This is a genomic window from Rhodococcus sp. ABRD24, assembly GCF_004328705.1.
GTDB lineage: Bacteria > Actinomycetota > Actinomycetes > Mycobacteriales > Mycobacteriaceae > Prescottella.
Genome location: NZ_CP035319.1, coordinates 4,834,087 through 4,859,710, shown reverse-complemented (window position 1 = coordinate 4,859,710; position 25,624 = coordinate 4,834,087). Strand labels below are relative to the sequence as shown.

At 66.6% G+C, this 25,624-nt stretch carries 23 protein-coding genes; 12 read left to right on the top strand and 11 right to left on the bottom strand.

What is annotated here, in order from left to right:
• Nucleotides 1-15 precede the first annotated feature (15 nt).
• Both ERC79_RS21790 and ERC79_RS21785 read left to right on the top strand, forming a co-directional pair.
• The gene (locus ERC79_RS21790) at nucleotides 16-1,242 is read left to right on the top strand and encodes a thiolase family protein (RefSeq protein ID WP_131580437.1); all 1,227 of its coding nucleotides are present in this window, start codon (nucleotides 16-18) and stop codon (nucleotides 1,240-1,242) included.
• A complete protein-coding gene (locus tag ERC79_RS21785; RefSeq protein WP_131580436.1) occupies nucleotides 1,243-3,381 on the top strand; it encodes a 3-hydroxyacyl-CoA dehydrogenase NAD-binding domain-containing protein in 2,139 nt (712 codons plus the stop codon).
• A gap of 116 nt (nucleotides 3,382-3,497) precedes the next feature.
• Here ERC79_RS21785 and ERC79_RS21780 read toward each other — a convergent pair whose 3' ends face one another.
• Nucleotides 3,498-4,307, bottom strand: coding sequence for a pentapeptide repeat-containing protein (locus tag ERC79_RS21780; RefSeq protein ID WP_131580435.1), 810 nt, complete (start codon nucleotides 4,305-4,307; stop codon nucleotides 3,498-3,500).
• Nucleotides 4,308-4,526: 219 nt separating this feature from the next.
• On the bottom strand, nucleotides 4,527-6,458 hold the full coding sequence (gene dxs, locus ERC79_RS21775) for a 1-deoxy-D-xylulose-5-phosphate synthase (RefSeq protein ID WP_131581439.1): 1,932 nt from the start codon (nucleotides 6,456-6,458) through the stop codon (nucleotides 4,527-4,529).
• 119 nt (nucleotides 6,459-6,577) lie between these two features.
• On the opposite strand from dxs, the gene glsA reads away from it, so the two are divergent.
• The 3 genes from glsA to ERC79_RS21760 all read left to right on the top strand — a co-directional run bounded on the left by glsA (nucleotide 6,578) and on the right by ERC79_RS21760 (nucleotide 10,356).
• On the top strand, nucleotides 6,578-8,401 hold the full coding sequence (glsA, locus tag ERC79_RS21770) for a glutaminase A (protein WP_131580434.1): 1,824 nt from the start codon (nucleotides 6,578-6,580) through the stop codon (nucleotides 8,399-8,401).
• A gap of 138 nt (nucleotides 8,402-8,539) precedes the next feature.
• Nucleotides 8,540-9,529, top strand: coding sequence for an ATP-binding cassette domain-containing protein (locus tag ERC79_RS21765; protein ID WP_131580433.1), 990 nt, complete (start codon nucleotides 8,540-8,542; stop codon nucleotides 9,527-9,529).
• Nucleotides 9,526-10,356, top strand: a complete 831-nt coding sequence (locus ERC79_RS21760) for an ABC transporter permease (protein ID WP_131580432.1) — start codon at nucleotides 9,526-9,528, stop codon at nucleotides 10,354-10,356. The genes ERC79_RS21765 and ERC79_RS21760 overlap by 4 nt, the downstream gene beginning before the upstream one ends.
• A gap of 18 nt (nucleotides 10,357-10,374) precedes the next feature.
• Here ERC79_RS21760 and ERC79_RS21755 read toward each other — a convergent pair whose 3' ends face one another.
• The 3 genes from ERC79_RS21755 to ERC79_RS21745 all read right to left on the bottom strand — a co-directional run bounded on the left by ERC79_RS21755 (nucleotide 10,375) and on the right by ERC79_RS21745 (nucleotide 15,418).
• On the bottom strand, nucleotides 10,375-11,991 hold the full coding sequence (locus tag ERC79_RS21755) for an MDR family MFS transporter (protein ID WP_242676677.1): 1,617 nt from the start codon (nucleotides 11,989-11,991) through the stop codon (nucleotides 10,375-10,377).
• A gap of 153 nt (nucleotides 11,992-12,144) precedes the next feature.
• Nucleotides 12,145-13,410, bottom strand: coding sequence for a TRAM domain-containing protein (locus ERC79_RS21750; protein WP_131580431.1), 1,266 nt, complete (start codon nucleotides 13,408-13,410; stop codon nucleotides 12,145-12,147).
• A 13-nt stretch (nucleotides 13,411-13,423) separates the two neighbouring features.
• Nucleotides 13,424-15,418, bottom strand: a complete 1,995-nt coding sequence (locus ERC79_RS21745) for an APC family permease (RefSeq protein WP_131580430.1) — start codon at nucleotides 15,416-15,418, stop codon at nucleotides 13,424-13,426.
• 183 nt (nucleotides 15,419-15,601) lie between these two features.
• On the opposite strand from ERC79_RS21745, the gene ERC79_RS21740 reads away from it, so the two are divergent.
• Both ERC79_RS21740 and ERC79_RS21735 read left to right on the top strand, forming a co-directional pair.
• The gene (locus tag ERC79_RS21740; protein ID WP_131580429.1) at nucleotides 15,602-16,267 is read left to right on the top strand and encodes a TrkA family potassium uptake protein; all 666 of its coding nucleotides are present in this window, start codon (nucleotides 15,602-15,604) and stop codon (nucleotides 16,265-16,267) included.
• A gap of 57 nt (nucleotides 16,268-16,324) precedes the next feature.
• On the top strand, nucleotides 16,325-16,981 hold the full coding sequence (locus tag ERC79_RS21735; protein WP_131580428.1) for a TrkA family potassium uptake protein: 657 nt from the start codon (nucleotides 16,325-16,327) through the stop codon (nucleotides 16,979-16,981).
• Here the strand turns inward: ERC79_RS21735 and ERC79_RS21730 are convergent.
• Together ERC79_RS21730 and ERC79_RS21725 are read right to left on the bottom strand one after the other, a co-directional pair.
• Nucleotides 16,958-17,656, bottom strand: a complete 699-nt coding sequence (locus ERC79_RS21730) for a DUF3159 domain-containing protein (protein WP_207390386.1) — start codon at nucleotides 17,654-17,656, stop codon at nucleotides 16,958-16,960. The genes ERC79_RS21735 and ERC79_RS21730 overlap by 24 nt on opposite strands.
• Nucleotides 17,657-17,705: 49 nt before the next feature.
• Nucleotides 17,706-18,083 (bottom strand): OB-fold nucleic acid binding domain-containing protein, encoded by a 378-nt coding sequence (locus ERC79_RS21725; protein WP_131580426.1) that lies wholly within the window; start codon nucleotides 18,081-18,083, stop codon nucleotides 17,706-17,708.
• Nucleotides 18,084-18,220: 137 nt separating this feature from the next.
• On the opposite strand from ERC79_RS21725, the gene ERC79_RS21720 reads away from it, so the two are divergent.
• On the top strand, nucleotides 18,221-18,937 hold the full coding sequence (locus ERC79_RS21720) for an alpha/beta hydrolase (RefSeq protein ID WP_131580425.1): 717 nt from the start codon (nucleotides 18,221-18,223) through the stop codon (nucleotides 18,935-18,937).
• Here ERC79_RS21720 and ERC79_RS21715 read toward each other — a convergent pair.
• The gene (locus ERC79_RS21715; RefSeq protein WP_131580424.1) at nucleotides 18,934-19,755 is read right to left on the bottom strand and encodes a DUF3710 domain-containing protein; all 822 of its coding nucleotides are present in this window, start codon (nucleotides 19,753-19,755) and stop codon (nucleotides 18,934-18,936) included. The two genes, ERC79_RS21720 and ERC79_RS21715, sit on opposite strands and share 4 nt — an antisense overlap.
• A gap of 2 nt (nucleotides 19,756-19,757) precedes the next feature.
• Nucleotides 19,758-20,294 (bottom strand): dUTP diphosphatase, encoded by a 537-nt coding sequence (gene dut / locus ERC79_RS21710; RefSeq protein ID WP_207390385.1) that lies wholly within the window; start codon nucleotides 20,292-20,294, stop codon nucleotides 19,758-19,760.
• Nucleotides 20,295-20,319: 25 nt separating this feature from the next.
• Here dut and ERC79_RS21705 point away from each other — a divergent pair, with 25 nt between their 5' ends.
• Nucleotides 20,320-20,832, top strand: coding sequence for a DUF3093 domain-containing protein (locus ERC79_RS21705; protein ID WP_131580422.1), 513 nt, complete (start codon nucleotides 20,320-20,322; stop codon nucleotides 20,830-20,832).
• A gap of 25 nt (nucleotides 20,833-20,857) precedes the next feature.
• Here ERC79_RS21705 and ERC79_RS21700 read toward each other — a convergent pair whose 3' ends face one another.
• The gene (locus ERC79_RS21700) at nucleotides 20,858-21,160 is read right to left on the bottom strand and encodes a DUF4193 domain-containing protein (RefSeq protein ID WP_131580421.1); all 303 of its coding nucleotides are present in this window, start codon (nucleotides 21,158-21,160) and stop codon (nucleotides 20,858-20,860) included.
• A 473-nt stretch (nucleotides 21,161-21,633) separates the two neighbouring features.
• Here ERC79_RS21700 and cei point away from each other — a divergent pair, with 473 nt between their 5' ends.
• A complete protein-coding gene (cei, locus tag ERC79_RS21695) occupies nucleotides 21,634-22,314 on the top strand; it encodes an envelope integrity protein Cei (protein ID WP_131580420.1) in 681 nt (226 codons plus the stop codon).
• Nucleotides 22,315-22,352: 38 nt separating this feature from the next.
• On the opposite strand, the gene ERC79_RS21690 is transcribed toward cei, so the two are convergent.
• Nucleotides 22,353-23,255 (bottom strand): inositol monophosphatase family protein, encoded by a 903-nt coding sequence (locus ERC79_RS21690; RefSeq protein ID WP_131580419.1) that lies wholly within the window; start codon nucleotides 23,253-23,255, stop codon nucleotides 22,353-22,355.
• Between the two features lie 115 nt (nucleotides 23,256-23,370).
• Between ERC79_RS21690 and ppgK the strand changes: the two genes are divergently transcribed.
• Nucleotides 23,371-24,123, top strand: a complete 753-nt coding sequence (gene ppgK, locus ERC79_RS21685; protein ID WP_207390547.1) for a polyphosphate--glucose phosphotransferase — start codon at nucleotides 23,371-23,373, stop codon at nucleotides 24,121-24,123.
• A 123-nt stretch (nucleotides 24,124-24,246) separates the two neighbouring features.
• A complete protein-coding gene (locus tag ERC79_RS21680) occupies nucleotides 24,247-25,623 on the top strand; it encodes an RNA polymerase sigma factor (protein WP_131580417.1) in 1,377 nt (458 codons plus the stop codon).
• Nucleotide 25,624: the final 1 nt, after the last annotated feature.

Sequence of the window (25,624 nt, the reverse complement as noted above, 5' to 3'; positions counted from 1 at the left end):
CAGGAGGAATCCAGCGTGGCTGCATCCGCTACCCAGAGAAACGTCGTCTTCGTCGACGGCATCCGCACGCCGTTCGGCAAGGCCGGGCCGAAGGGCATCTACGCCGAGACCCGCGCCGACGACCTGGTCGTCAAGGCCATCCGCGAGCTGCTGCGCCGCAATCCTCAGCTCGATCCTTCCCGAATCGACGAGGTCGCGATCGCCGCGACGACGCAGACCGGCGACCAGGGCCTGACCATCGGCCGCACGTCCGCGATCCTCGCCGGCTTGCCCGAGACGGTCCCCGGGTTCGCGATCGATCGCATGTGCGCCGGCGCGATGACCGCCGTCACCACCACCGCGTCGGGCATCGGCTTCGGCCAGTACGACGTCGTCGTCGCCGGCGGTGTCGAGCACATGGGCCGGCACCCGATGGGTGAGGGCGCCGACCCGAACCCCCGCTTCCTCGCTGACCGGTTGGTCGACCCCAGCGCGCTGGTGATGGGCAACACCGCCGAGAACCTGCACGATCGGTTCCCGACCATCACCAAGGAGCGCACCGACGCGTACGCCGTCGCGTCGCAGAACAAGTACGAGGCCGCCAAGAAGGCCGGCTTCATCGCCGACACCCTGGTGCCTGTGGCCACCCGTTCGGCCGCGGGCTGGGGCCTGGCCACCGAGGACGAGCCCCCGCGCCCGGGCACCACGCTCGAGGATCTCGCGGGACTCAAGACGCCGTTCCGCCCGGCCGGGCGCGTCACCGCCGGTAACGCCGCGGGTCTCAACGACGGCGCCACCGCCGCGATCCTCGCCGGCGAGGACACCGCCCACGAGCTGGGCCTGCCGATCGGCATGCGCATGGTCGGCTTCGCCTTCCAGGGCGTCGACCCCGCCGTCATGGGCATCGGCCCGGTCCCCGCGACCGAGAAGCTGCTCGCCCGCACCGGCATGAAGATCGAGGACATCGGCCTATTCGAGATCAACGAGGCATTCGCGGTGCAGGTGCTCGCGTTCCTCGAGCACTTCGGTATCGCCGACGACGACCCGCGGGTCAACCAGTGGGGCGGCGCCATCGCGTGCGGCCACCCGCTCGCCTCCTCCGGTGTCCGCCTGATGACGCAGCTGTCGCGCCAGTTCGCTCAGAACCCGGACGTCCGCTACGGCCTGACCACGATGTGCATCGGCCTCGGCATGGGCGGAACCGTCATCTGGGAGAACCCGAATCACAAGGACTACGCAGCACACGAAGCGGGAGCCAAGTAAATGACCGACATCGCTAACGGGGCGAGCGAAGCGACGGGGATCATCGGCGCAGCTTTCGCCGACGAGATCGTGACGAACGCCCACACCAAGCTCGTCTCGGTGCCCGGTATCGAGGGCCCTGTCGCGCTGATCACGCTCGACAACGGCTTCGACCACACCAAACCGAACTCCTTCGGCCCGGCCGGTCTACTGGCGTTCGACAAGGCACTCGACGAGGCCTTCGCCGCCAACCCGGCCGCGATCGCCGTGACCGGTAAGCCGTTCATCTTCGCGGCCGGCGCCGACCTCAAGGGTGTTCCGAGCATCACCACCCGCGAGCAGGGCGTCGAGCTCGGGCAGCTGGGTCACCGCGTGTTCCGCCGCCTGCGCGAATCGTCCGTTCCGACGTTCGCGTTCGTGAACGGTGTCGCGCTCGGCGGCGGCCTGGAGGTGGGTCTGCACTGTCACTACCGCACCTTCGCCGACAACGTCGGCGCCCTCGGCCTGCCCGAGGCCATGCTGGGCCTGGTGCCGGGCTGGGGCGGAACCCAGTTGCTGCCCAACCTGATCGGGCCGTCGAACGCGGTCACCGTCGCTATCGAGAACCCGCTCAACAACGGCAAGGTCATCAACTCGAAGAAGGCGCTCGAACTCGGCATCGCCGACGTCGTGCTCGGCTCGGCCGACTTCATCGAGCAGTCCCTCGCGTGGGCCGCCCAGGTCATCGCCGGCGACATCACCCCGGCCCGCCCGGAGATCGATCGCGGCGCCGGCTGGGACGAGGCCATCGCCCGCGCCAAGGCGATCGTCGACGGCAAGACCAAGAACAACGCGCCGGGCGCGGTGCGCACGGTCGAGCTGCTCGAGCTGGCCCGCACCACCGACCTCACCGACCCGAAGTCCCTCGACGCAGGATTCGCGGCCGAGGACAACGCGCTCGCCGATCTGCTCATGACCGACGAGTTGCGCGCCGGACTGTACGCGTTCGACCTGGTGAACAAGCGGGCCAAGCGTCCCGCCGGCGCACCCGACAAGTCGTTGGCGCGCAAGATCACCGGTGTCGGCATCGTAGGTGCCGGACTGATGGCGAGCCAGCTCGCGATGCTGTTCGTCAAGCAGCTCAAGGTGCCGGTGATCCTCACCGACATCGACTCCGAGCGCATCGACAAGGGCGTCGGCTACGTCCACGGCGAGATCGACAAGCTCCTCGCCAAGGGCCGGCTGTCCCCGGACGGCGCGAACCGTCTCAAGGCACTCGTGACCGGTTCGCTCGACAAGGCCGCGTTCGCCAAGACCGACTTCGTCATCGAGGCCGTCTTCGAGAACATGGACGTCAAGAAGAAGGTGTTCGCCGAGCTCGAGGAGCACATCTCCCCCGAGACGGTCCTCGCAACCAACACCTCGTCGCTGTCGATCACCGAGATGGCTGCCGGGCTCGAGCATCCCGAGCGGGTCGTCGGCTTCCACTTCTTCAACCCCGTCGCAGTGCTGCCGCTGCTCGAGGTCGTCAAGGGCGAGAAGACGGACGATGCCACGCTCGCAACGGCGTTCGCCACCGCGAAGGCACTCCGTAAGTCGGCCGTCGGCTCCGCCGACCTGCCGGGCTTCGTGTTCAACCGCCTGCTCATCCGCGCGCTCGGCGAGGTCATGAACGCGGTCGACGAGGGCACCCCGTTCGACGTCGCAGACAACGCGATCGCCGAACTCGGCATGCCGATGACGCCGTTCACTCTGCTCGCGCTCGTCGGCCCGGCGATCGCGCTGCACACCGGCGAGACCCTCAACGCGGCCTACCCCGAGCGGTTCAAGCCGTCGCCCGGCCTCGAGGCAATCGTCGAGGCGCGCAAGCCCGGTGTGTGGACCTGGACCGACAAGGGCCAGGTCGTCGACCCCGAGGTTGCCGCGCTGTGGCACCAGGGCGACAACCCGTCCACGTCCGAGGAAGTGCTCGAGCGCACCCGCCGTGCATTCGCCGAGGAGATCCGGATCATGCTCGAGGAGGGCGTCGTCGCGGCACCCGAGGACATCGATCTGTGCCTGATCCTCGGTGGCGGCTTCGGCTTCTGGAACGGCGGCATCACGCCGTATCTGGACCGCACCGGCACGTCGGAGGCCGTGAACGGCAAGACCTTCCTGGCGAAGGGTGTCGCGAGCGTCTGAGCCGAACCTCGGTTCGACGAAGAGGAGCGCGTCCCTGTGGCGCGCTCCTCTCGCGTCGCGGCCTCCGCCGCAATGTGTTTCCATTCGGCAACAGCAGGAGTGACGAGGACCGACAGCTACCAGTGGGCAGGCCGTGTCAGTGCCGACGGAAGCGTCGTTGCAGCGTCACCCTTCGCCGCGTTGATCTGGAACTGGGTCAGAAACAACGCTCCCGCGAGACCGGCGCCTCGCACGTCCGCGCCGCGGAAGTCCGCACCGATCACGTCCGCGGCACGCAAATCCGCCCGGCGCAGATCCGCCCCGATCAGGTAGGCGCCGCGCAGGTTCGTACCCTTCAGGTCCGCGCCGACAAGCTTCGCGCCCATCAGGTCGGCACCCCGACGATCCTTCCGTCGACCCGCAACCGTGGCACGGACCAGTTCACTCGTCTGCAGCAACAAGGCGTTGACGCGCTCCCGGTGTGCGCCGACGTCGAGTGCCACCAGGTCGTCGGCCGAGCCGTCGGCGAGTTCCGCCGTCTCGCGATACATCCCCGTGAGGTCACCGTGGATCGATCGAGTCTGCGACAGCGATCGTGCCTCGGCGAGGTACCACAGCATCTCGTGCAACTGGCGCACGACCGGAAAGACGTCGAACATCTGCGGGGCGGTATCGGGGGCAGCTCGCCAACTGCGTCCGCCGAAGGTCCCCTGCGACACCTTCTGACCGGCGCCGAAGCACTCGTACACTGTGCAGCCCGCGAACCCCGACTCCCGCAGCCCTGCATGGATCCCGCACCGGAAATCGTCCAGCAGATTGCGGCATGGCGTCCCGCCATCCTTGTCGATCGCGAAGTCCGCAGACCGCGCGAACGGCAGAGCCACACAGCACAACGCGAAACAATGCGCGCAGTCGGCTGAGAGTTCACCGGTTTCCGGCGCTGTCACCGAGACCTCCTGGCAGCGTTGGTAGCACCCATCGTGCACGCCTGACCTGCATCGGCGCCACCGAATTCCACACAGCCCGAGTTGCGGGCGCAATCCAGTTGTCTTTCAACAAGATCCGGCTCCACGCCCCCACGATCACCGACCGCGGGGGTCGTGCTGATCCGGTCGAAGACAGCGTCAGCGCTGCCCGATTCCGCGCTCGGGTAACGGGTAGGCCCGCTATCCGACGCTCGGATTGGACTTGTCGAGCCCACTGTGAGTGTCCGCACGGTCGAGGCCGACGACCCAGCCGGTGACCTGCCTGCTGACGTCCTGAGGGGTGAGCCCCAACTCACGGTGAATCTGATCGCGTGATGCGTGGTCGAGGAACTGTTGCGGCACACCGAGATCCCGACACGGGACATCGACGCCGGAGGCACGCAGTGCCGCCGACACGGTGGCGCCGATCCCACCGTGCAGGCCGCTGTCCTCGAGAGTGACGACCATGCGAAAGCGCTCCGCCAGCTTGATCACGGACCCGGGCACCGGAAGCACCCACCGCGGGTCGATCACGGCTGCCGTGATGCCGTGCTGGCGCAAACGCTCGGTCGCCTCGAGCGCCAGCCCGGCGAAGGAACCAACTGCAATGAAAAGGACATCGCCACCATCTCCGTCAGGCATCTGCAGCACATCCACGACGCCGTCCAGGCGGCGCACCGCGGGGATGTCGTCGCCGACAGCACCCTTGGGGAAACGGATGACGGTCGGACCGTCGTCGACCGCGAGCGCCTCCTGCAACTCCTCCCGCAGCGTCGCGGCATCGCGAGGCGCGGCGACCCGGATGCCCGGGATGATGCCGAGCAGCGACAGATCCCACATGCCGTTGTGACTCGCGCCGTCGACACCGGTGACGCCCGAACGGTCCAGCACGATCGTGACCGGCTGTTTCAACAGCGCGACGTCCATCAACAGCTGGTCGAACGCACGGTTGAGGAATGTCGAGTAGATCGCGACCACGGGATGCATGCCACCGAGCGCGAGGCCGGCGGCCGAGGTGACCGCGTGCTGTTCGGCGATACCGACGTCGAACATCCGCTCTGGGAAACGCTCGCCGAACACGGCGAGGCCGGTAGGCCCCGGCATCGCGGCCGTGATCGCGACAATGTCAGCGCGCTGCTCGGCCTGCTCGATCAACTCGGTCGAGAATACCGATGTCCAGTCCGGCGCCGACGTGCCCCGGGACAGGCCGGTGAGGGGATCGATGACACCGGTCGCATGCATCTGATCGGCGACGTGGTTCTCGGCGGGCGCATATCCCATGCCTTTGCGGGTCACGGCGTGCACGATCACCGGTCCACCGAACGCCTTGGCCCGGCGCAGCGCCGACTCCATCGCGGCCTCGTCATGCCCGTCGACCGGACCGAGATACTTGATGCCGAGATCGGTGAACATCACCTGCGGGCTCACAGCGTCCTTGAGGCCGGCTTTCATGCCGTGCAGCAGCTGGTACGCCGCCCGGCCGACCCACGGCATCTTCTTCACCATGCGGCGACCGTTGTCGAGGAGACGCTCGTAGCCCGGTTGCAGACTCAGCGCGGCCAGGTGATCGGCGAGCCCGCCGATCGTCGGGGCATAGGAGCGGCCGTTGTCGTTGACGACGATGACGACCGATCGATCCCTGCCCGCGGCGATGTTGTTGAGCGCCTCCCAGCACATGCCGCCGGTGAGGGCGCCATCGCCCACGACCGCGACCACGTGCCGGTCGTGCTGGCCGGACAGATCGAACGCCTTTGCCAGGCCGTCCGCATAGGACAACGCGGCCGATGCATGCGAAGACTCCACCCAGTCGTGCTCGCTCTCGGCGCGCGACGGGTACCCGGACAGTCCACCCTGCTTGCGCAGCGAATCGAACTCGTCCTTGCGTCCGGTGAGGATCTTGTGGACGTAGGCCTGATGACCGGTGTCGAAGATGATGGGATCCGAAGGCGAATCGAACACCCGGTGCAACGCCAGCGTCAGCTCGACGACACCGAGGTTGGGGCCGAGATGACCACCGGTCGCCGAGACCTTCTGCACCAGGAACTCGCGGATCTCCGCGGCAAGCTCCTTCATCTCCTCAGAGCTGAGCTGACGCAGATCGTCAGGCGTCTGGATGCGGGCAAGGACACCCAACGAGATCTCTCCCTCCGGCTGGTTGACGAACTGTCCCATGACAGTCCACCAGTCTACGGAGCCACCGAACCGGCGATGGTTCGGTACCCGAGACTTGTCGATCATCCTACTGTTGCTGCATGGGCAACGTGGTCGACGATTTCATTGCGCGGGTGTACGAAGTCTGCCGGGACAATCGCGCCGGCGACGTGGCGGACTACATTCCGGAGCTGGCAGAGGTGGTGCCGGACGCCTTCGGGATCGCGATCGCCACGTGCGACGGCCACGTGTATGAAATCGGCGACACCGACATCGACTTCACGATTCAGTCCATTTCGAAGCCCTTCACGTATGCCCTCGCGCTCGCCGATCGCGGTGTCGACGAAGTCGGCCGGAAGATCGACGTCGAACCGTCCGGGGAAGCATTCAACGAGATCAGCCTCGACCCCGACACCGAGCGGCCGCGCAATCCGATGATCAATGCTGGGGCGATCACATCCACCTCGCTGGTCGCCGGCGCGACACCGGCCGAACGGTTCGAACGGATCCGGACCCTCTACTCGCGGTGCGCGGGACGACCGCTCTCGCTCGACGAGGCCGTGTATGCCTCGGAGCGCCGGACCGGACACCGCAATCGAGCGATCGGATACATGCTGCGCTCGTTCGAGGTGATCACCGATGATCCGGACGACGTCGTCGACGTCTACTTCCGCCAATGCTCGATCGCCGTGACGTGCCGGGACCTGGCGCTGATGGCGGCGACGATGGCAAACAACGGCGTCAACCCGCTCACTCGCGATCGAGTGCTCAACCCGGCGCTCGTCGAGCGGGTGCTCAGCGTCATGACGACATGCGGAATGTACGATTCCGCCGGCGAATGGGTCACCGAGGTGGGCCTGCCCGCGAAGAGCGGCGTCGGCGGCGGCGTGCTCGCCGTTCTTCCTGGCCAGCTCGGCATCGCCGTCTACTCCCCCCGTCTCGACCGGCACGGCAACAGCGTCCGCGGCGAGCACGCGTGCCGCGAGCTCTCCCGTGACCTCGAACTCCACTTCCTGCACGTCCCCCGGGCTGCCCGCTCCGCGATCCGGGCCCGGTACAGCGTCGCATCGGCCCCATCGCGCACCCGTCGCACGGACGCCGAACGCGATGCCCTCGACACGTACGGCGAGCGTGGACGAATTTACGAGCTGCACGGCGACCTGTTGTTCAGCGGCGCTGAGACCGCGGTCCGGGAGATCGACGGCGAACGCGCCGACCTCGAGGCTGTCGTCGTCGACGTGCGACGCGTCGACGACGCCAGCGGCATCGCCCGGCGCATGATCGAGTCGCTGCGTGCCGATCTCGCCGACACCGGCTGCCGCACCGCACTCGTCGACCCTGCCGGGCTCTTCGGCCACACGACGTCGAGCCTTGCGCCCGAGGACCCCGGTGGACGTGTGTTCGCCGATCTCGACGCGGCGACCCAGTGGTGTGAAGAAGTTCTGCTCAGCCGGCACTGCGTTGCAGGAAGACAACCCGTGTCGATCGAACTCGAGCAGCACCCACTGCTCACCGACCTCACCCCGGCCCAGTTCTCCCGCTTCGTCGACGCACTCGAGCTGCGGACCATCGCGCGGGGAGAGACGATCGTGCGACGCGGCGATCCGGCCGCGGGAATCTTCCTCATCCTGTCCGGCCAGGCCAGCACGACCGTCACGCCAGGCAACGGGCCGACCCACCGGATCACGACGCTGTCCGCCGGAATGAGTTTCGGCGAGATGCCGATGCTCCTCGATTCCAAGTTCCTCAACGACGTCCGCGCGGACACAGTGGTGACCGTCGCCGTGCTGCCACCGGACCGGTTCGCACGGCTCACCGCCGAGGCGCCGGAGATCAAGTCGGCGCTCCTCGAACGCCTCGCCACCATCGCCTACGCGCAGCTGGACATGCTTCTGCGCTCCATCGAGCCACACGGAAGGCTGTAGCGCCGCCACTCGAAGGAGTAAATTCCGATTGCTTCACCTGCCGGTATCCGACAGTCTGTACCGGGGCAGCTTCGCCGCAGGCATTCGGGCCGGACGGGGACCAGATGACGACGGGGACCAGATGACGACGGGGACCAGATGACACTGAATCTCGAACTTGCGATAGAGACCCATGGTCTGATCAAACGATTCGGCTCCAATGTCGCGGTCGCCGGCGTCGACCTGGCCGTGCCGACCGGCGGCGTCTATGGCGTCCTCGGCCCCAACGGTGCCGGCAAGACGACGACGATCCGGATGCTCGCGACTCTTCTGCCTCTCGACGGCGGATCCGCCCGCGTCCTCGGACACGACGTGAGCAGCGAGGCGGAGACCGTCCGCAGCAAGGTCTCGCTCACGGGCCAGTTCGCCTCGCTCGACGAGGACCTCACGGGCGCCGAGAATCTGATCCTCCTCGGACGGCTCTACGGATACTCGCGGGCCGCCGCGCGTTCGCGGTGCGATCAGCTTCTCGAGGCATTCGGGCTGAGCGAGGCCGGGAACCGTCAGGTCAAGACGTACTCGGGCGGTATGCGACGGCGCATCGACATCGCGGCGAGCATCATCGTCACCCCCGAACTGATCTTTCTCGACGAGCCGACCACCGGGCTCGACCCCCGCAGCCGGAACCAGGTGTGGGAGATCGTGCGGGCGCTGGTTGCGGGTGGGACATCCGTCCTGCTCACGACCCAGTACCTGGACGAGGCGGATCAGCTCGCCGATCGCATCGCCGTGATCGACCAGGGCAAGGTCATCGCGGAGGGGACCACCGGCGAACTCAAGGCGTCGGTGGGATCCGGTGCCCTGCACGTGCGGGTCGCGGAGCCGATCCGGCGGCCCGAGGCCGCCGCAATCCTCGAACCGGTCCTGGGGGTTCCGGTGAGCCTTGAAACGGACCCCGCGGCGTTGACAGCCCGAATCGACGACCCGCGACGCGTAGCGCAGGCGCTCGCGGCGCTCGACGACGCGAACCTCGCCGTCACCACCTTCGCTCTCGGCCAACCCAGCCTCGACGAGGTGTTCCTGGCCCTGACGGGCCATGGCGCCGAAGGGGCGACCGACTCCGACACCCTCGAGGAGAGCGCGTCATGACCGACACCATCACCACCTCGGCGCAGGCAGTCGGCAACGTCCTGCAGATGCCGGGGCCGCGGCCGCCGCGGCCCAACGCCCTGTCCACATCGATGTCGTTCGGATGGCGGGCACTGCTCAAGATCAAGCACGTCCCGGAGCAACTGTTCGACGTGACCATGTTCCCGATCATGTTCACGCTGATGTTCACGTTCCTGTTCGGCGGCGCCCTCGCAGGTTCGACCGGCGCCTACGTCCAGTTCCTCATCCCGGGCATCCTCGTGCAGACCGTCGTGATGATCACGATGTACACGGGACTGACCCTGAACAAGGACATCGAGAAGGGCGTCTTCGACCGCTTCCGGTCCTTGCCGATCTGGCGGCCGTCACCTCTGGTCGGCGCGCTGTTCGGCGATATCGTCCGCTACACGATCGCATCCGTGATCGTGCTGATCCTGGGCCTGATCCTCGGGTTCCGGCCGGCTGGCGGCGTGGTCGGAGTGGTGCTGTCGGTCCTGCTGTTGCTGCTGTTCTCGTTCAGCCTGTCGTGGGTGTGGACGATGTTCGCGATGCTGATGCGCACCGAGCAGGCGGTCATGGGCGTGTCGATGTTCATCCTGTTCCCGCTCACGTTCGCCAGCAACATCTTCGTCGACCCGTCGACGATGCCGGGTTGGCTGCAGGCGTTCGTCGACGTCAACCCGATCAGTCACCTCGTCACGACGCTGCGGGCGCTGTGCGAGGGCTCGTTCGAGTTCGGCCAGATGTCCGTCGTACTGGTCTGGTGTGCCGGGTTCATCGCGATCTTCGGGCCGCTGACCATGCGTCTGTACAACCGCAAGACGTAGCTGCAGCTCCGGGGCGGGTCATGCCTGGACGTCCACGTCCACGTGTACCTTCCCCGGCGCCGGCGTCTCTTCCGATTCGGCCGGCTTCTCGATATCGATGGTGCGCCGCAGCGGGGTGTTCGGGATCACGATCGCGCACGCGAGGGTGATGAGTGCGACCACGGCCGCCACCAGGAACAGCCGTCCCGTCGCATCGCCGTACGCGGTGCGGATGACGGCCGCGATCGGTGCCGGCAGGGCGTTGATGTCGAGGTTGCCGCCACTACCCGCCGCGTGGGTGTCGATACCGAGCTTCGCAAAGCCCTCGGCGGACAGGGTCGTGACACGGGTGGCGAGTATCGAGCCCAGCACCGACACGCCGATCGCGCCGCCGAACGTCCGGAAGAACGCGACCGAGCTACTGGCTACACCGATGTTCTTGACGCTGACGGTGTTCTGCACCGCGAGCACCAGGTTCTGCATCAGGCTGCCGACACCGACACCGACGATGGCGATGTAGACGCCGATCAGCCACAGACTGGTCGCGTGATCGATCGTCGACAGCAGACCGAACCCGACCACGAGCAACGCGGCGCCACCGACGATGAACGGCTTCCACTTTCCGAGCCGGGTGATGAGCTGGCCCGAGACGACCGACGAGACGAGCATGCCCATCACCATCGGAATCGTCAGGACACCGGCGATCGTCGGGCTGTGACCGCGAGCGGTCTGGAAGTACTGACCGAGGAAGGTGGTGGCACCGAAAATGCCGACGCCCACCGCAACGGACGCGATGATCGCCAGACCCGTCGTCTTCTCGGTGATGATCTTCAGCGGGATGATCGGCGACTTCACCTTCGATTCGACGATCACGGTGACGATGAGCAGCAGTATGCCGACGCCGACGTAGATCGCGGACTCCAAGGAGAACCAGTCGTAGTAGCCGACCTTGCCCGCGAACGACACCCAGATCAGCAGCACGCTGACGCCCGCGGTGAGCAGCATCGCACCCCACCAGTCGATGGAGACGTCGTCCTTGCGCTCGGTCGCAATGTGCAGTGTGCGCTGCAGCAGCAGCAATGCGATGACCGCCAGCGGGACGCACACGAAGAAAGTCCAGCGCCATCCGAGCGGGCTGTCGACGATGACACCTCCGAGGATCGGTCCGCCGGACATCGATACCGCCATCGCGGCACCCATGTAGCCCGAGTATCGCCCACGGTCACGCGGCGGGATGATGCTGCCGATGATCGCGACCACCAGCGCCGTCAAGCCGCCCATGCCGATGCCCTGCACGACGCGGGCCGCCAGCAGAATGGGCACGTTGTGTGCGAAACCCGCGATGATCGACCCGATCACGAAGATCACGATCGATGACTGAACCAGGATCTTCTTGTTGAACAGGTCCGCGAGCTTGCCCCAGATCGGGGTCGACGCCGCGTTCGCGAGCAGCGCGGTCGTGATGACCCACGCGTACTGGGTCTGTGTTCCCTGCAGGTCACCGATGATCGTCGGTAGCGCCGTCGAGACGATGGTCGTACTGAGCAGCGCCGTGAAGAGCGCCGCGATGAGGCCCGTGAGGACCTCGAGAATCTGCTTGTGGGTCATCGGCTCGGTGGCAGCGCCGACCTGAGTCTCCCCCGCTGGTGTCGTCATCGAAATGCTCTCCGCATCATCAATTGCAAATTGCAACTATAAATGTAGTTACGTACGCCAAGCAACGAGTCCGCGAATGGGACATATCGCACTTGAAGGCCCTGATCTGCAACTACACCGAGTGCACACCCGGCGAAATGTGACCTGAACCACTCACCGAGTCAGCAGAGCGAGGCTCTCCACATGGTGGGTGAGCGGGAAGGCGTCGAACGCCCGTATCTGCACCAACCGGAATCCGTGCTCGCGATAGAGCGCGACGTCACGGGCGAAGGATGCCGGGTCGCACCCGATGTGCACGACACGTTCGGGGCCGGCATCCGCGACGGCCGCGACCACCGCTCGGCCCGCACCCGCCCGCGGCGGATCGAGAACGACAACGTCCGGGGCGGAAAGCTCGCGCAACGCCCGCTCCACGCGCGCGGCATGCAGCCGCACCTGCGGCAGGTCCGCCAGTGCTGCCGAGCCGTCCGCCACCGCCTGCCTGGAGAACTCGACCGACTCGACGTGGCCGGCTTCGCCCACCTGCTCGGCCAGGACAGCGGCGAACACACCCACGCCGCCGTACAGATCCCACACCGTCGCCCCCGTCGATGCCTGCGCCCACTCTCCCACCACCGAGGAGTACGTCTGCGCAGCTCCGCGGTGGGCCTGCCAGAAACCGGTCGCGGACAGCGTCCACTCCCGGTGTCCGACTCGTTCGACGGGCCGCCCGCTGCCAATGATCACGTGTTCGTCGCGTGGGCCCCCGACCGCGGCTCGCCGGGCCATCGAACCCCGGCGGCCAGGACTGCGACGGCCGGTCCGTGACACCTTCGCCGGAGCCATCTCGACAACGTGACGGGAGCCGTCCGCGTCGAGCACCACCTGGAGCTCGGCGCCCGGCTGCCACGAGCGCTCGGCGAGACCCACATAGCCGGACGGGTCGATCTGCGGGCAGGCGAGGAATGTTTCGAGGGCGAGGCTGCGGTATCGGTGGAACCCGGGTCGCCCGGCAGCATCCACGGCCAGCCGCACCCTCGAACGCCAACCCGTGCCGAGTCCGGTGCCGGGGAGTTCCTCGACCAGAACAGGCGTATCGACACCCGCAATGCGTCGTAACTGTTCCCCGAGCACCGATGCCTTCATGGACCGCTGAGCGTCGAGTGTCGCATGCGAATAGTCACAGCAACCGGAGCCACCGGGCCCGGATATCGGGCACAGCGGGGCGATCCGGTCGGGCGACGGCTCGACGACCTCGACCGCGTCTGCGCGACAGAACGATCCACCCCGATCCTCGGTGACCAGCGCCACCACCCGCTCGCCCGGCAGACCGTGCCGCACGAACAGCACTCGCCCCTCGTGGCGGGCTACACAGAATCCGCCGTGGCCGGGACTGCCCAACTCGACCTCGAGTCGTTGCCCGGTCCAACTCTCACTCACCGCGCACCGCCCGTCACTTTCCGTCCGTATCGAGTCCTCGGCGAATTGCGCCCGGGGCGTTGCCCAGCCGCTCCCGCTTGACCTTCTCCGACGAGCTCAACTGCCACGGCACACTGGTGACCATCACTCCAGGCTGGAACAGCAGGCGGCTCTTGAGTCGCAACGCGCTCTGGTTGTGCAGGATCTGCTCCCACCAGTGACCGACCACGTACTCCGGGATGAACACCGTCACGACGTCACGCGGCGAGTCCCGTCGGACCCGGCGCACATAGTCGAGAACCGGCTTGGTGATCTCACGGTAGGGCGACTCGACGACCTTGAGCGGCACTGTGATGTCGCTCTGCTCCCATTCGCGGACGAGCGCGCGGGTATCGGGCTCGTCCACGTTGACGGTCACCGCTTCGAGGGTGTCCGGCCGGGTGGCCCTCGCATAGGCGAGCGCACGCATGGTCGGCATGTGCAGCTTGGACACGAGCACAATCGAATGTGTGCGGCTCGGCAGCACGCCGTCCCATTCTTGTTCGTCGAGCTCTGCAGCGACGCCATCGTAGTGCCGCCGAATGGACTTCATCACGGCGAAGATGGCAATCATCGCCACGATCGCGATCCATGCCCCCGCGACGAACTTGGTGATCAGCACGATCACCAGCACGGTGGCGGTCATGGCGAGACCCACCGAGTTCACCACCCGGGAACGCTGCATGCGCCGGCGCTGCGTCGGATCGGTCTCCGCGCTGAGGTGCCGTGTCCAGTGCCGGATCATGCCGGTCTGACTGAGGACGAACGAGACGAACACGCCGACGATGTACAGCTGGATGAGCTTCGTGACATCGGCCCCGAACACCACCACGAACGCAATCGCGGCACCTGACAGGAACAGGATCCCATTGCTGAACGCGAGCCGGTCACCGCGAGTATGCAGCTGACGCGGCAGGTACCGATCCTGCGCCAGAACGGAACCGAGCACGGGGAAGCCGTTGAACGCCGTATTCGCGGCGAGTACGAGAATGAGCGCCGTGACGATGGCGATGAAGAAGAACCCGACCGGGAACCCGGCGAAGACTGCCTCGGCGAGCTGCGCGATCAACGTCTTCTGTTGATACCCCTCGGGGGCGCCGATCAGCTGCGCCGCCGGATCGTGTGCATAGACGATCCCGATCTTCTGCGCCAGCATGATGATGCCCATCAGCAGGACGATGGCGAACGTACCGAGCAGCAGCAGCGTCGTGGCGGCGTTGCGGGACTTCGGTTTGCGGAACGCCGGAACGCCGTTACTGATCGCCTCTACACCGGTGAGTGCAGCACAGCCCGATGAGAAGGCCCGCGCCAGAAGGAACGCGAAAGCGATGCCGTACAGATGCGAATCTTCAGCTTGCAGATCGAATCCCGCGGACTCGGCCTGCACGTCCTCACCGAAGATGTAGATGCGCGCAAAACCCCATCCGAGCATGATCAGCATGCCGACGATGAACGCGTAGGTAGGGATCGCGAAGGCTGTTCCCGATTCGCGCAGTCCCCGCAGGTTCATTGCGGTCAGCAGCGCGATCGCGGCAATCGCGAACAACACCTTGTGCTGCGCGACGAACGGGACCGCCGACCCGATGTTCGACGCTGCCGACGAGATCGACACGGCCACCGTGAGCACGTAGTCCACCATCAACGCGCTGCCGACGGTCAGGCCCGCGGTGGGCCCCAGATTGGTGGTCGCCACTTCGTAGTCGCCGCCGCCGGATGGGTACGCGTGGACGTTCTGCCGATAGCTGGCGACGACGACCGCCATCACGAGAGCAACCGCGAGGCCAATCCATGGGGTGTACGCGTACGCCGAAATGCCCGCGACCGACAGCACCAGGAAGATCTCCTCCGGTGCGTAGGCGACCGAGGACATCGCGTCCGAGGCGAACACGGGTAGCGCGATACGTTTAGGCAGAAGCGTGTGCCCGAGCTTGTCGCTCCGGAACGGCCGGCCCAGTAGCAGCCGCTTCGCAGCGGTGGAAACCTTCGACACCGCCAAAGCGTAAGCCGTCCCGCAGAACGCAGCACGCGCAGGCGGCAAAGTCGGAGCCTGACAAGGCGGCGGCTTGCTCTTGCGCGTGGGCGCTGTACGGTTCGACTCGACGACGTCGGCACGGATCTGTGGCGCACGTCGACCGAAGAGCTGAAGAGCTGAGCCGATGAACGGAGTACACGAGTGTATGTAGTCGTCATGGGATGTGGCCGTGTCGGCTCGTCCCTCGCTACCGCACTGGTTCGGATCGGTCATGAGGTGGCCGTGATCGACCGCGACGAGAGCGCATTCCTGCGCCTGGGTCGCGGCTTCACGGGACACAAGGTGATCGGAATGGGATTCGACCGCGACGTGCTCGTCCGCGCCGGAATCGAACGCGCCGAAGCGTTCGCCGCCGTGTCCTCCGGCGACAACTCGAACATCATCTCGGCCCGGGTCGCGCGGGAGACTTTCGGCGTCGAACGCGTCGTCGCCCGCATCTACGACGCCAAGCGCGCAGCGGTGTACGAGCGCTTGGGTATCCCGACCGTTGCCACGGTTCCGTGGACCACCGACCGCTTCCTGCACACGCTCACCCAGGACAGCCAGATTGCGAAGTGGCGCGACCCTTCCGGAACCGTCGCCGTCACCGAACTGTCCCTGCACGAGGACTGGGTGGGCAGGTCCATCACCGAACTCGAGTCGGCAACCACCTCGCGAGTCGCGTTCATCATCCGCTTAGGTACCGGAATCCTCCCGGACCGTAAGACGGTCATCCAGTCCCAGGACCAGGTGTACGTCGCCGCGGTATCCGGAACCGTCGCCGAGGCCGTCGCGCTCGCGGGCAATCCCCCGCCCTCGGACAACTGACCAGCCGAGGCCCGTCATGACCCCCTTCTCGATCGACTACCCGATTGGATGCCTCCGATGAGAGTGGCCATCGCAGGAGCCGGCGCCGTAGGCCGCTCCATCGCCCGCGAACTCGTCCGTAGCGAACACCACGTCATGCTGCTCGAGCGCAAGCTCGAGCATGTCGAACCCGAGTCCGTACCTCAGGCCGAGTGGGTACACGCCGACGCATGCGAGCTGAGCCTGCTCGAGGGCGCCCAGCTCGAGACGTACGAGGTCGTGATCGCAGCAACAGGCGACGACAAGGCCAACATCGTGCTCAGCCTGCTGGCGAAGACCGAGTTCGGAGTACGACGGGTCGTGGCCCGAGTCAACGATCCCCGTAACGAATGGTTGTTCGACGAGTCGTGGGGCGTGGATGTCGCAGTGTCGACACCGCGCATGCTCGCATCGCTCGTCGAAGAGGCCGTCACCGTCGGCGACCTGGTCCGGCTGATGACACTGCGGCAGGGTCAGGCAAATCTCGTCGAGATCACGTTGCCCGCCGATACGCCCCTGGCCGGCAAGGCGGTCCGCACGATCCAGCTACCACGTGACGCGGCCCTGGTGACGATCCTGCGCGGCGGTCGCGTGATAGTCCCCCAGCCCGACGATCCGGTAGAGGGCGGCGACGAGCTGCTGTTCGTCGCCGCCGTCGAGGTCGAGGACGAACTACGCGCCGCGATCAGCATCTGAATCGGCGGCATCGTCCTTTACGTGGTCCTTTGCGCCGTCCTTCACAGCATCCTCGGTGACATCCACCGGCGGCGGCTCGACCAACCGGTCTGCGCGACGCACCGCCCAGATCGTCACGAGCAACACCAGGCCGGTGAGCGGCCAGCCCATGCCGATACGTGAGACGGCGAGCCACCCCGTCTGGTCGGCGTCGTACAACTCGGACTGCACGAGATAGCGAGCACCGAACACGAGGGCCCACGCGACCGTTGCGATGTCGTATGCGCGGACCGCGCCCTTGTGCGCGCGCCACGCGTTGCGGTGCCCGTTGAGATAGCCCCAGACCACACCGACCAGCGGCCACCGCACCAGGATCGAGACGAGGAAGACAGCCGCGTACAGCAGGCTGGTGTAGATGCCGAACAGGAAGTAGCCCTTGGCATCACCGGTGCGGTAGGCGATGAAGGCACAGACACCGACACCCAGGAAGCCCGAGATCGCCGGCTGAATGGGATCTCGGCGGATCAGGCGCCACACGAGAACCGCCGCGGCGGCACCGAGCGCGATCCATACGGCCGGACCCAGCCCCCACAAGCTGTTCGCCGGCACAAACAGCATGATCGGCAGCGTCGAATACACCAGCCCGCTGAGCCCACCGAGCTGTTCGAGGATCGTCTGCTGCTTGCTTTCGGTCACGCGACGAGACTGCCACATCTCGACGGCGAGCCGTCAATACCAGTCGATGTCAGTGCTCGCCGCGAAGTTCGTAGTACGGATTGAAGATCACTTTCTGCCCATCGCGGTCGCCGATGCGACCACGCACCATCAGGGTCTTTCCCGGTTCTATCCCGGGAATGCGCCGGCGACCGATCCAGACGAGGGTGACGGGGTCGGTTCCGTCGAAGAACTCGGCCTGGACACTCGGATTCGCCGACTTCGGACAAGCCTCCACACTGCGGAGCCGACCGAAGATCGTCACCTCTTCACCACGCTCACAATCGCAGACGCGCTTGGCACCCGTGGCGCGTGCCGTTTCAACCATTTCCTCGGCGTCCAGCTGCTCGAGATCCTCGGTGAGTCTGCGAGTGAGCCGGCGAAAGTAACCTGCCGCGGCGGGGGCCATAGCGCGCTCCTGGAGCAAATGGCGGCGCATGGTGCGTCGCACGAGAAGGGCTGTACGTGGGCCACTGTAACCCCAATGCCACCCCACAACCACAGCCGTCCGAAACTCGGCTGAAACCAACAGTGCAAGATCGACTCATGCAACAGCAGAAGTGGTCCTCGGTGGCCGTGGTACTCCCTGGGACCGGCTCGGACGCCGACTTCGCCGACCGGGCCTTCAATGCGCCGTTGGCGCAGGTGGGGGTGCAGACGATCGCAGTCGAGCCTGATCCTCGACGGGTCGTCGACAGCTATCGGGAGGCGATGGAACGCGCCGCGCGAACCCACGGCCGCATCCTCGTCGGCGGGGTCTCGATCGGCGCTGCGGTCGCCCTATCCTGGGCTGCGGAGAACCCGGACCGCGTCGGCGCGGTGATGGCGGCACTGCCGCCCTGGACGGGGTCGCCGCGGGATGCTCCCGCCGCGGCCAGTGCGAGGTTCACCGCGACCCAGCTGCGCGCACACGGCCTCGACGCGGTGACCTCTGACATGACAGCGTCCAGTCCCGCGTGGCTCGCCGACGAGCTGAGCCGGTCGTGGCGCTCACAATGGCCCGATCTACCGGCCGCGCTGGACGAGGCAGCGGGCTACCACGCACTCGATGAGGCGGCCCTCGCCCGCATCCGGACGCCAGTGGGCATCGCGGCCGCGGTCGACGACGCCGTCCACCCCATAACGGTTGCCGAACAGTGGGCGGCAATGCTGCCGAACGCCGAACTGTCCACACTGGAGCTGCGGGAGATCGGTGCCGATCCGGGCGTACTCGGGCGGGCGTGCCTGGCCGCCCTGGATCGGCTGCGGGGACCTCGGCCCTAGAGGCCGAGCTGCTGCATCGCGGAGCCGGACTCGCCGCGGCGGGGCGGCTGGGGCTCCGAACCTGTCGGCGCCGGGCCCTCCGACGCCTGCCGATCGGCCTGCTGCTGTGCGTCGAACTGCGCCTGCTGTTGCGCCGCGAGTTGCTGCTGGTGGGCGGCGACGAGCTGTTCGGCGAGCACCTGTGGCAGCACCACGGGCAGCGGAGTTCGCACCGGATGCGGATCGTTGCCCCGGTTGACTACGGTGTCGCGGACGACCGCACGCGCGACCTCGACCAGCGATGCGTCCGCGTCCACGGCACCACTCGGGCCGGCCACGACGCAGCGGATCATCCAGCGGGGGCCGTCGACGCCGACGAAGCGGAGATCGGCGTTGGGAGTGACCCCGACCACCTCACGGCCCCACGGACCACTCTCGATACTGACGTTCGCATTGTCTGCGCGCAGCGACTCGGCAAGCTCCGACGCCACCTCCCGCCACTGTCCGGGCGACTTGGGCGCGGCATACGCCGCGACCGTGATGCGGCCCAGCTCCGTGACCAGGTGCACCGCCTGCGGCGCCCCCTCCGGCGACATCTCGACTTGCAGCTGAGCGCCGTTCGGCATCGGCAGCAGCACCGATCCGAGATCGAGACGCGTCGCGGCGGGGTCGTCGCCCTCCGGCAGTTCGGTCACGTCGTACGGCCCGCCCTCGACAGCGCCGACCGGCACATCCACGTCCGTCTCGACGGCCTCGGCATCCGTCTCCGCCTCGATGTCCGCAGGCTCGGTGGCCTCCGCACTCCGGTCGGTCTCGTTCTTCTTACGACGTCCGAACATGATCAGGCCCCTTCCCTCGGCAGCCGCGTCAACTCGTGCGGGCGGCCTTCCGTACCGTCGATATCCTGATCGGCATTGTGCGCCACGAGACTGGCGTGTCCACCACTGGATCCGTATCCGCCTGCGCCGCGGACGGTTTCGTCGAGAGAATCGACCTCTACGAAGGACACGAGTTCAACCCTCTGGACCACCAGTTGCGCGATGCGATCGCCGCGGCGCAGTTCGATCGGTGCCTCCGGGTCGTGGTTGATCAGGCAGACCTTGATCTCGCCGCGGTAGCCGGCATCGACAGTCCCCGGGGTGTTGACCACGGACAGGCCGGTCTTGGCGGCGAGTCCGGAGCGCGGATGGATCAGGCCGACGGTGCCGATCGGCAGCGCGACCGCGATACCGGTTCCGACCAGAACTCGACGTCCCGGTTCGATCGTCACATCGATGGTCGTGCACAGGTCGACCCCGGCGTCACCGTCGTGGGCCCGCTCCGGAAGCGGGATGCCTGGGTCGAGTCGCCGCAGCGCGATGGCAGGAAGATCGCTCACGTGCACCGAGACTACTCTGGAACACGTGCCCGAATCGTCTCAGCCCGCAGCAACCACTCCAGACAACGCCCGAGCCCCGATCTATTCGGAGCGGCTGTGGGTTCCGCTGTGGTGGTGGCCCGCCGGATTGTTCATCGCAGGCCTGCTCGCCGCGGAGATCCACATGGGTTCGCCGGGCGTCCGCGCCTGGCTCCCGTACGTCTTGCTGTTCCCGTTCCCCGTGTGGGCCCTGCTGTGGCTCTCGCGGCTGCGAATCGAGGTGTTCGGTGGGCCCGACGGCCACCTGCGGGTCGGGCGGGCCAATCTGCCGCTGTCGGTCATCTCACGCACGGCCACGATTCCGCCGTCGGCGAAAAGCGCAGCGCTCGGCCGCCAGCTCGATCCGGCGGCGTACGTTCAGAATCGTTCGTGGGTGAGGCAGACGGCCCTGATCGTTCTCGACGATCCCGAGGATCCGACGCCGTACTGGTTGGTCAGCACGAGGCGGCCAGCCGAACTACTGGCCGCCATCGGCCGCGGGACTGATCTCGAGGACTAGTCCTGTACTACTCCGGCGGGTGATCTCAGGCGGCGCAGTCCATACAGATCATGACGCCGCCCTCATCGCTCGCGAGCCGGCTGCGGTGGTGCACCAGGAAGCAGCTCGAGCAGGTGAACTCGTCCGCCTGCTTGGGCACCACCCGGACCGACAGTTCCTCGCCGGACAGGTCCGCGCCGGGGAGTTCGAACGACTCTGCGGTATCTGACTCGTCGACGTCGACGACAGCCGACTGTGCCTCGTTCCGTCGTGCCTTCAGCTCTTCGAGCGAATCCTCCGAAACCTCATCGGTTTCCGAACGCCTCGGTGCGTCGTAATCGGTTGCCATTTCCTATTCCCCTCGTCCTCTTGCGTGTATCCCCGGTGCCCAGGCCGCCCTACCCGGCTGGGTAGGGCACGCCCGAGAAAACCATCAGTTGTGTAGATCTCGTCCTGCGGTTGCAAGAACGAGTCGGCCGGTCCGCGAGTGCCCGAAACACCCACCGGAAGACATGACCTACACCTCACTTTTCGTTTCTCGACGGGCCCTCTCGAATCGTGTGTTCTCACGACTGGGGCCGCCAGACAATAGCCGACGGGCCCGGAAAAGTGGCAACCGAACCGGACATCGCCGAAAACTGTCCACCAATCGTCATCAACCCCTGAGCAAGCCGAGACATTCCTGCACCGGGTATGTGCCGGACGGTTTCGCTTCGAAGTTCTACAGTGGGCACCGGGACAGGACCGGCCCCGAGGTGGTGGCCGGAACCACATTCAGCGGATTTCCACCCGCTCGCTTCTGAGGAGAGGTCGACCCACACCGTGGTTTCACTGATCACCGATGGCAGTTCGACCGACGATCAGGGTCGCCCGTTCCGCCGTCGCCGCGCACTCCCCGTCATCTCACTGATCTCGGTCCTCGCCCTCGTGTGCATGGTGGTGTGGATCCGCGTACTCACCGAGCCCGAGGTCCTCGCGACGACGGTGCACTGCAATCCGCCGGTCAAGTCGTCAGCGCCGGATGCTCCGCCCGCGCAGCCCCTCGGCGAGGTCGTCTCCGGCGATACGTTGCGCGACGTCGAGCCGGCGGCGCTGTCGTCCACACAAGTGCGGGTGTTCAACGGGAACGGTGAACGCGGGCAGGCCGCGCACGTGGCGGCTCAGCTGAGTGACTACGGATTCGCGAGTGCGCCCGACGTCCAGGCCGGCAACGACCCCGTGTACATCGACCAGAACTTGAGATGCCAGGGGCAGATTCGCTTCGGACCGAACGGGCTGTCCGCTGCGAGCTCGGTGTGGCTGCTTGCGCCGTGCGCGGAGCTAGTCCAGGACGAACGTACCGACCGCACCGTCGATTTCGCGCTCGGCACGTACTTCAAGGAAATCGCACCGAACTCCGACGCGGAGGAGGTGCTGCGGTCGCTGAAGGATCCGCTGCCGGGCGCCGAGCCGGCTCCCCTCGACATGCAACTCCTCGACGCCGCCCGCACGGCCCGCTGCTGAGCCGGTTCGGATAGCCGGTCGGCAGAGCGGTCGACCCGTCAGGAGATCGAGTCGAACACGCCTGCGGCCCGAAAGACGGCCTCCAGCTCGTCGGCGATTCCCGGAGCCATGGCGATCACCACCTCGCCGGCGGCACTCCGAGTGTCCGGCGCGGGAACATGGATCCGGGCCCCGGCCTCTTCCGCGATGAGTGAGCCCGCCGCCCAGTCCCATGGGTTCAGGCCGTGCTCGAAGTGCGCGTCGACCCGCCCCGACGCAACCATGCACAGATCCAGCGCGGCGGACCCGATCCTGCGGATGTCGCGCACGTGCGGCAGCACCTCACCGATGAGCCGTCCTTGCGCCCTGCGCCGTTCCGCCCCATACCCGAATCCGGTCGCCAGCAAGGTGAAGGACGCGTCCGTCACCGGGTTGCAGGACAGCCTCCCACGGTTGCCGTCCGAGTCGGCGAACATCGCACCGCCGCCCTTGACCGCCGAGTAGGTCACGCCACCCGCGACGTCGACGACCGCTCCCGCAACCGACTCGCCGTCGATCTGCGCGGCGACTGACACCGAATACGCGGGAATGCCATAGAGAAAGTTGACGGTGCCGTCGATCGGATCGAGCACCCACCGGATCCCGGCGACACCGTGCTCCTCCCCTCCGCCTTCCTCGCCGAGGACGGAATCGTGCGGTCGCAGCTGCGCCAGTCGCGCACGGATCACCTGTTCGGCCTCGGTGTCGACGATCGTCACCGGATCCGTCGGAGTGCTCTTGGCCTGCACCGACCCGCCCTCATCCGCGGACACCTCTGCACCCATCACTCCGAAGACCTCCGGCCGACGCGCACGCACGTGCGCCGCAGCCGCCTCGGCGACGGTAATCGCGACACCCAGGAGAACCCGGGGATCGGAGGACGTGGATTCGTGGGCCGTGGGGCTGCTGTCGGTGGTGCGCATGTGTGTATCGCACCACAGCCGGGACTCAGCTCACCACCCGCATCCGGGAGCCGAATACACCCGGACCAACTACTGTTTCGAGCGCAGGCGGTTTTCTCGGCGGGAGGGAGCGATGGTGGGCACTCGCGGGTTCGGAGTGGACGTCGGCGGCAGCGGCATCAAGGGCGCCGCGGTCGATCTCGAGACCGGCGAGTTGATCGGCGACAGACTCAAGATCGAAACACCCCATCCCGCAACTCCGGAAGCCATCGCCGCCACCGTCGCGGAGATCGTCCGGCTGGCGGAGTGGAAGGACCCGGTCGGCATCACCCTGCCGAGCGTCGTGACCTCCGGCATCGCGCGCACCGCGGCCAACATCGACAGGTCCTGGATCGGCACCGACGCCCGCCGGCTGTTCTCCACCGCGCTCGGGGGCCGCACCGTCACGGTTCTCAACGACGCCGATGCGGCGGGCCTCGCCGAGGACCGCTACGGGGCCGGAAAGGGCGTCGACGGCGTCGTGATCCTGTTGACCTTCGGTACCGGCATCGGATCGGCAATCTTGCACCGTGGCTCACTGCTTCCCAACACCGAGTTCGGGCACATGGAGGTCGACGGCATGGAGGCCGAGCACCGGGCGGCGTCGTCGGTCAAGGACACCAGGGGCCTCTCGTACAAGGAGTGGGCCGAGGAAGTCAGCCGAGTGCTGACCCGTTTCGAGGACTTACTGTGGCCTGATCTGTTCATCGCTGGCGGCGGGATCAGCCGCAAGCATGAGAAGTGGATTCCCCGACTGACCAACCGCACCCCGGTCGTCCCGGCCGCGTTACTCAACACCGCGGGCATCGTCGGCGCCGCGTGGGCTGCAGAAAGTGGCATCGCTCCGTAACAATTTCGAAGCTGTCGTTACAATGGATGGCGGCCGACTGTGAGTCGGCTAAACCCGACAGACCTCTCCGCCGGAATTCCACTCTGGCGTGACGCCGCACGACACCGTCACGAAAGGGCGTACGTGGCAGCCACCGATACGCGTCAGACCGCCGATTCCACAACCGAATCAGCGACCACTGCATCCACTGCCGAGACCACTACCGGTAGCGCGCCCGCCGCCAAGAAGGCTACTGCGAAGAAGGCCGCCGCCAAGAAGGCACCGGCCAAGAAGGCACCCGCGAAAAAGGCGCCCGCGAAGAAGGCCGCCGCCAAGAAGACGGCAGCCAAGAAGGCCACCAAGAAGGCGTCCACCAAGGCCGCCAATGGCGATGACATCGACGAGGACGTCGACATCGCCGATCTCGATGTCGCCGACGGCGAGCTCGTCGAAGAAGAGGTCGAGGACGTCGTCGTCGTCGAGGAGGACGAGGAGGAATCCGCCGAGCCGACCGAGAAGGACAAGGCTTCCGGCGATTTCGTCTGGGACGAGGAAGAGTCCGAGGCGCTGCGGCAGGCCCGTAAGGATGCCGAGCTCACCGCGTCGGCCGACTCGGTCCGCGCGTACCTCAAGCAGATCGGCAAGGTCGCGCTCCTCAACGCAGAGGAGGAGGTCGAGCTCGCCAAGCGGATCGAGGCCGGCCTGTTCGCGACCGAGAAGATGCGTGAGTTCGCCGAGAAGGGCGAGAAGCTGCCCGTCGCCCAGCGCCGGGACATGAACTGGATCTGCCGCGACGGCAACCGGGCAAAGAACCACTTGCTCGAGGCGAACCTGCGTCTCGTGGTGTCTCTGGCCAAGCGCTACACGGGCCGCGGCATGGCGTTCCTGGATCTGATCCAGGAAGGCAACCTTGGCCTGATCCGCGCGGTCGAGAAGTTCGACTACACCAAGGGCTACAAGTTCTCGACATACGCCACGTGGTGGATCCGTCAGGCCATCACCCGCGCGATGGCCGACCAAGCCCGCACCATCCGTATCCCGGTGCACATGGTCGAGGTCATCAACAAGCTCGGTCGAATCCAGCGTGAGCTACTCCAGGATCTGGGCCGTGAGCCCACCCCGGAGGAACTCGCCAAGGAAATGGACATCACGCCGGAGAAGGTGCTGGAGATCCAGCAGTACGCGCGCGAGCCCATCTCCCTCGACCAGACCATCGGCGACGAGGGCGACAGCCAGCTCGGTGACTTCATCGAGGACTCCGAAGCCGTCGTGGCCGTCGACGCGGTCAGCTTCACCCTGCTGCAAGATCAGTTGCAGTCGGTGCTCGAAACCCTGTCCGAGCGTGAGGCCGGCGTCGTCCGTCTGCGCTTCGGCCTCACCGACGGACAGCCTCGCACTTTAGACGAGATCGGCCAGGTCTACGGTGTCACCCGCGAGCGGATCCGCCAGATCGAATCGAAGACGATGTCCAAGCTGCGCCACCCGTCGCGTTCGCAGGTGCTGCGCGACTACCTGGACTAGC

Bases quoted from the DNA above. Each gene is read 5' to 3' on its own strand.
- ERC79_RS21785 (WP_131580436.1), top strand. From the start codon at position 1,243: ATGACCGACATCGCTAACGGGGCGAGCGAAGCGACGGGGATCATCGGC.
- glsA (WP_131580434.1), top strand. From the start codon at position 6,578: ATGGGCAACGTGGTCGACGATTTCATTGCGCGGGTGTACGAAGTCTGC.
- ERC79_RS21765 (WP_131580433.1), top strand. From the start codon at position 8,540: ATGACACTGAATCTCGAACTTGCGATAGAGACCCATGGTCTGATCAAA.
- ERC79_RS21760 (WP_131580432.1), top strand. From the start codon at position 9,526: ATGACCGACACCATCACCACCTCGGCGCAGGCAGTCGGCAACGTCCTG.
- ERC79_RS21755 (WP_242676677.1), bottom strand. From the start codon at position 11,991: ATGACGACACCAGCGGGGGAGACTCAGGTCGGCGCTGCCACCGAGCCG.
- ERC79_RS21735 (WP_131580428.1), top strand. From the start codon at position 16,325: ATGAGAGTGGCCATCGCAGGAGCCGGCGCCGTAGGCCGCTCCATCGCC.
- ERC79_RS21725 (WP_131580426.1), bottom strand. From the start codon at position 18,083: ATGGCCCCCGCCGCGGCAGGTTACTTTCGCCGGCTCACTCGCAGACTC.
- ERC79_RS21720 (WP_131580425.1), top strand. From the start codon at position 18,221: ATGCAACAGCAGAAGTGGTCCTCGGTGGCCGTGGTACTCCCTGGGACC.
- ERC79_RS21715 (WP_131580424.1), bottom strand. From the start codon at position 19,755: ATGTTCGGACGTCGTAAGAAGAACGAGACCGACCGGAGTGCGGAGGCC.
- ERC79_RS21700 (WP_131580421.1), bottom strand. From the start codon at position 21,160: ATGGCAACCGATTACGACGCACCGAGGCGTTCGGAAACCGATGAGGTT.
- ERC79_RS21690 (WP_131580419.1), bottom strand. From the start codon at position 23,255: ATGCGCACCACCGACAGCAGCCCCACGGCCCACGAATCCACGTCCTCC.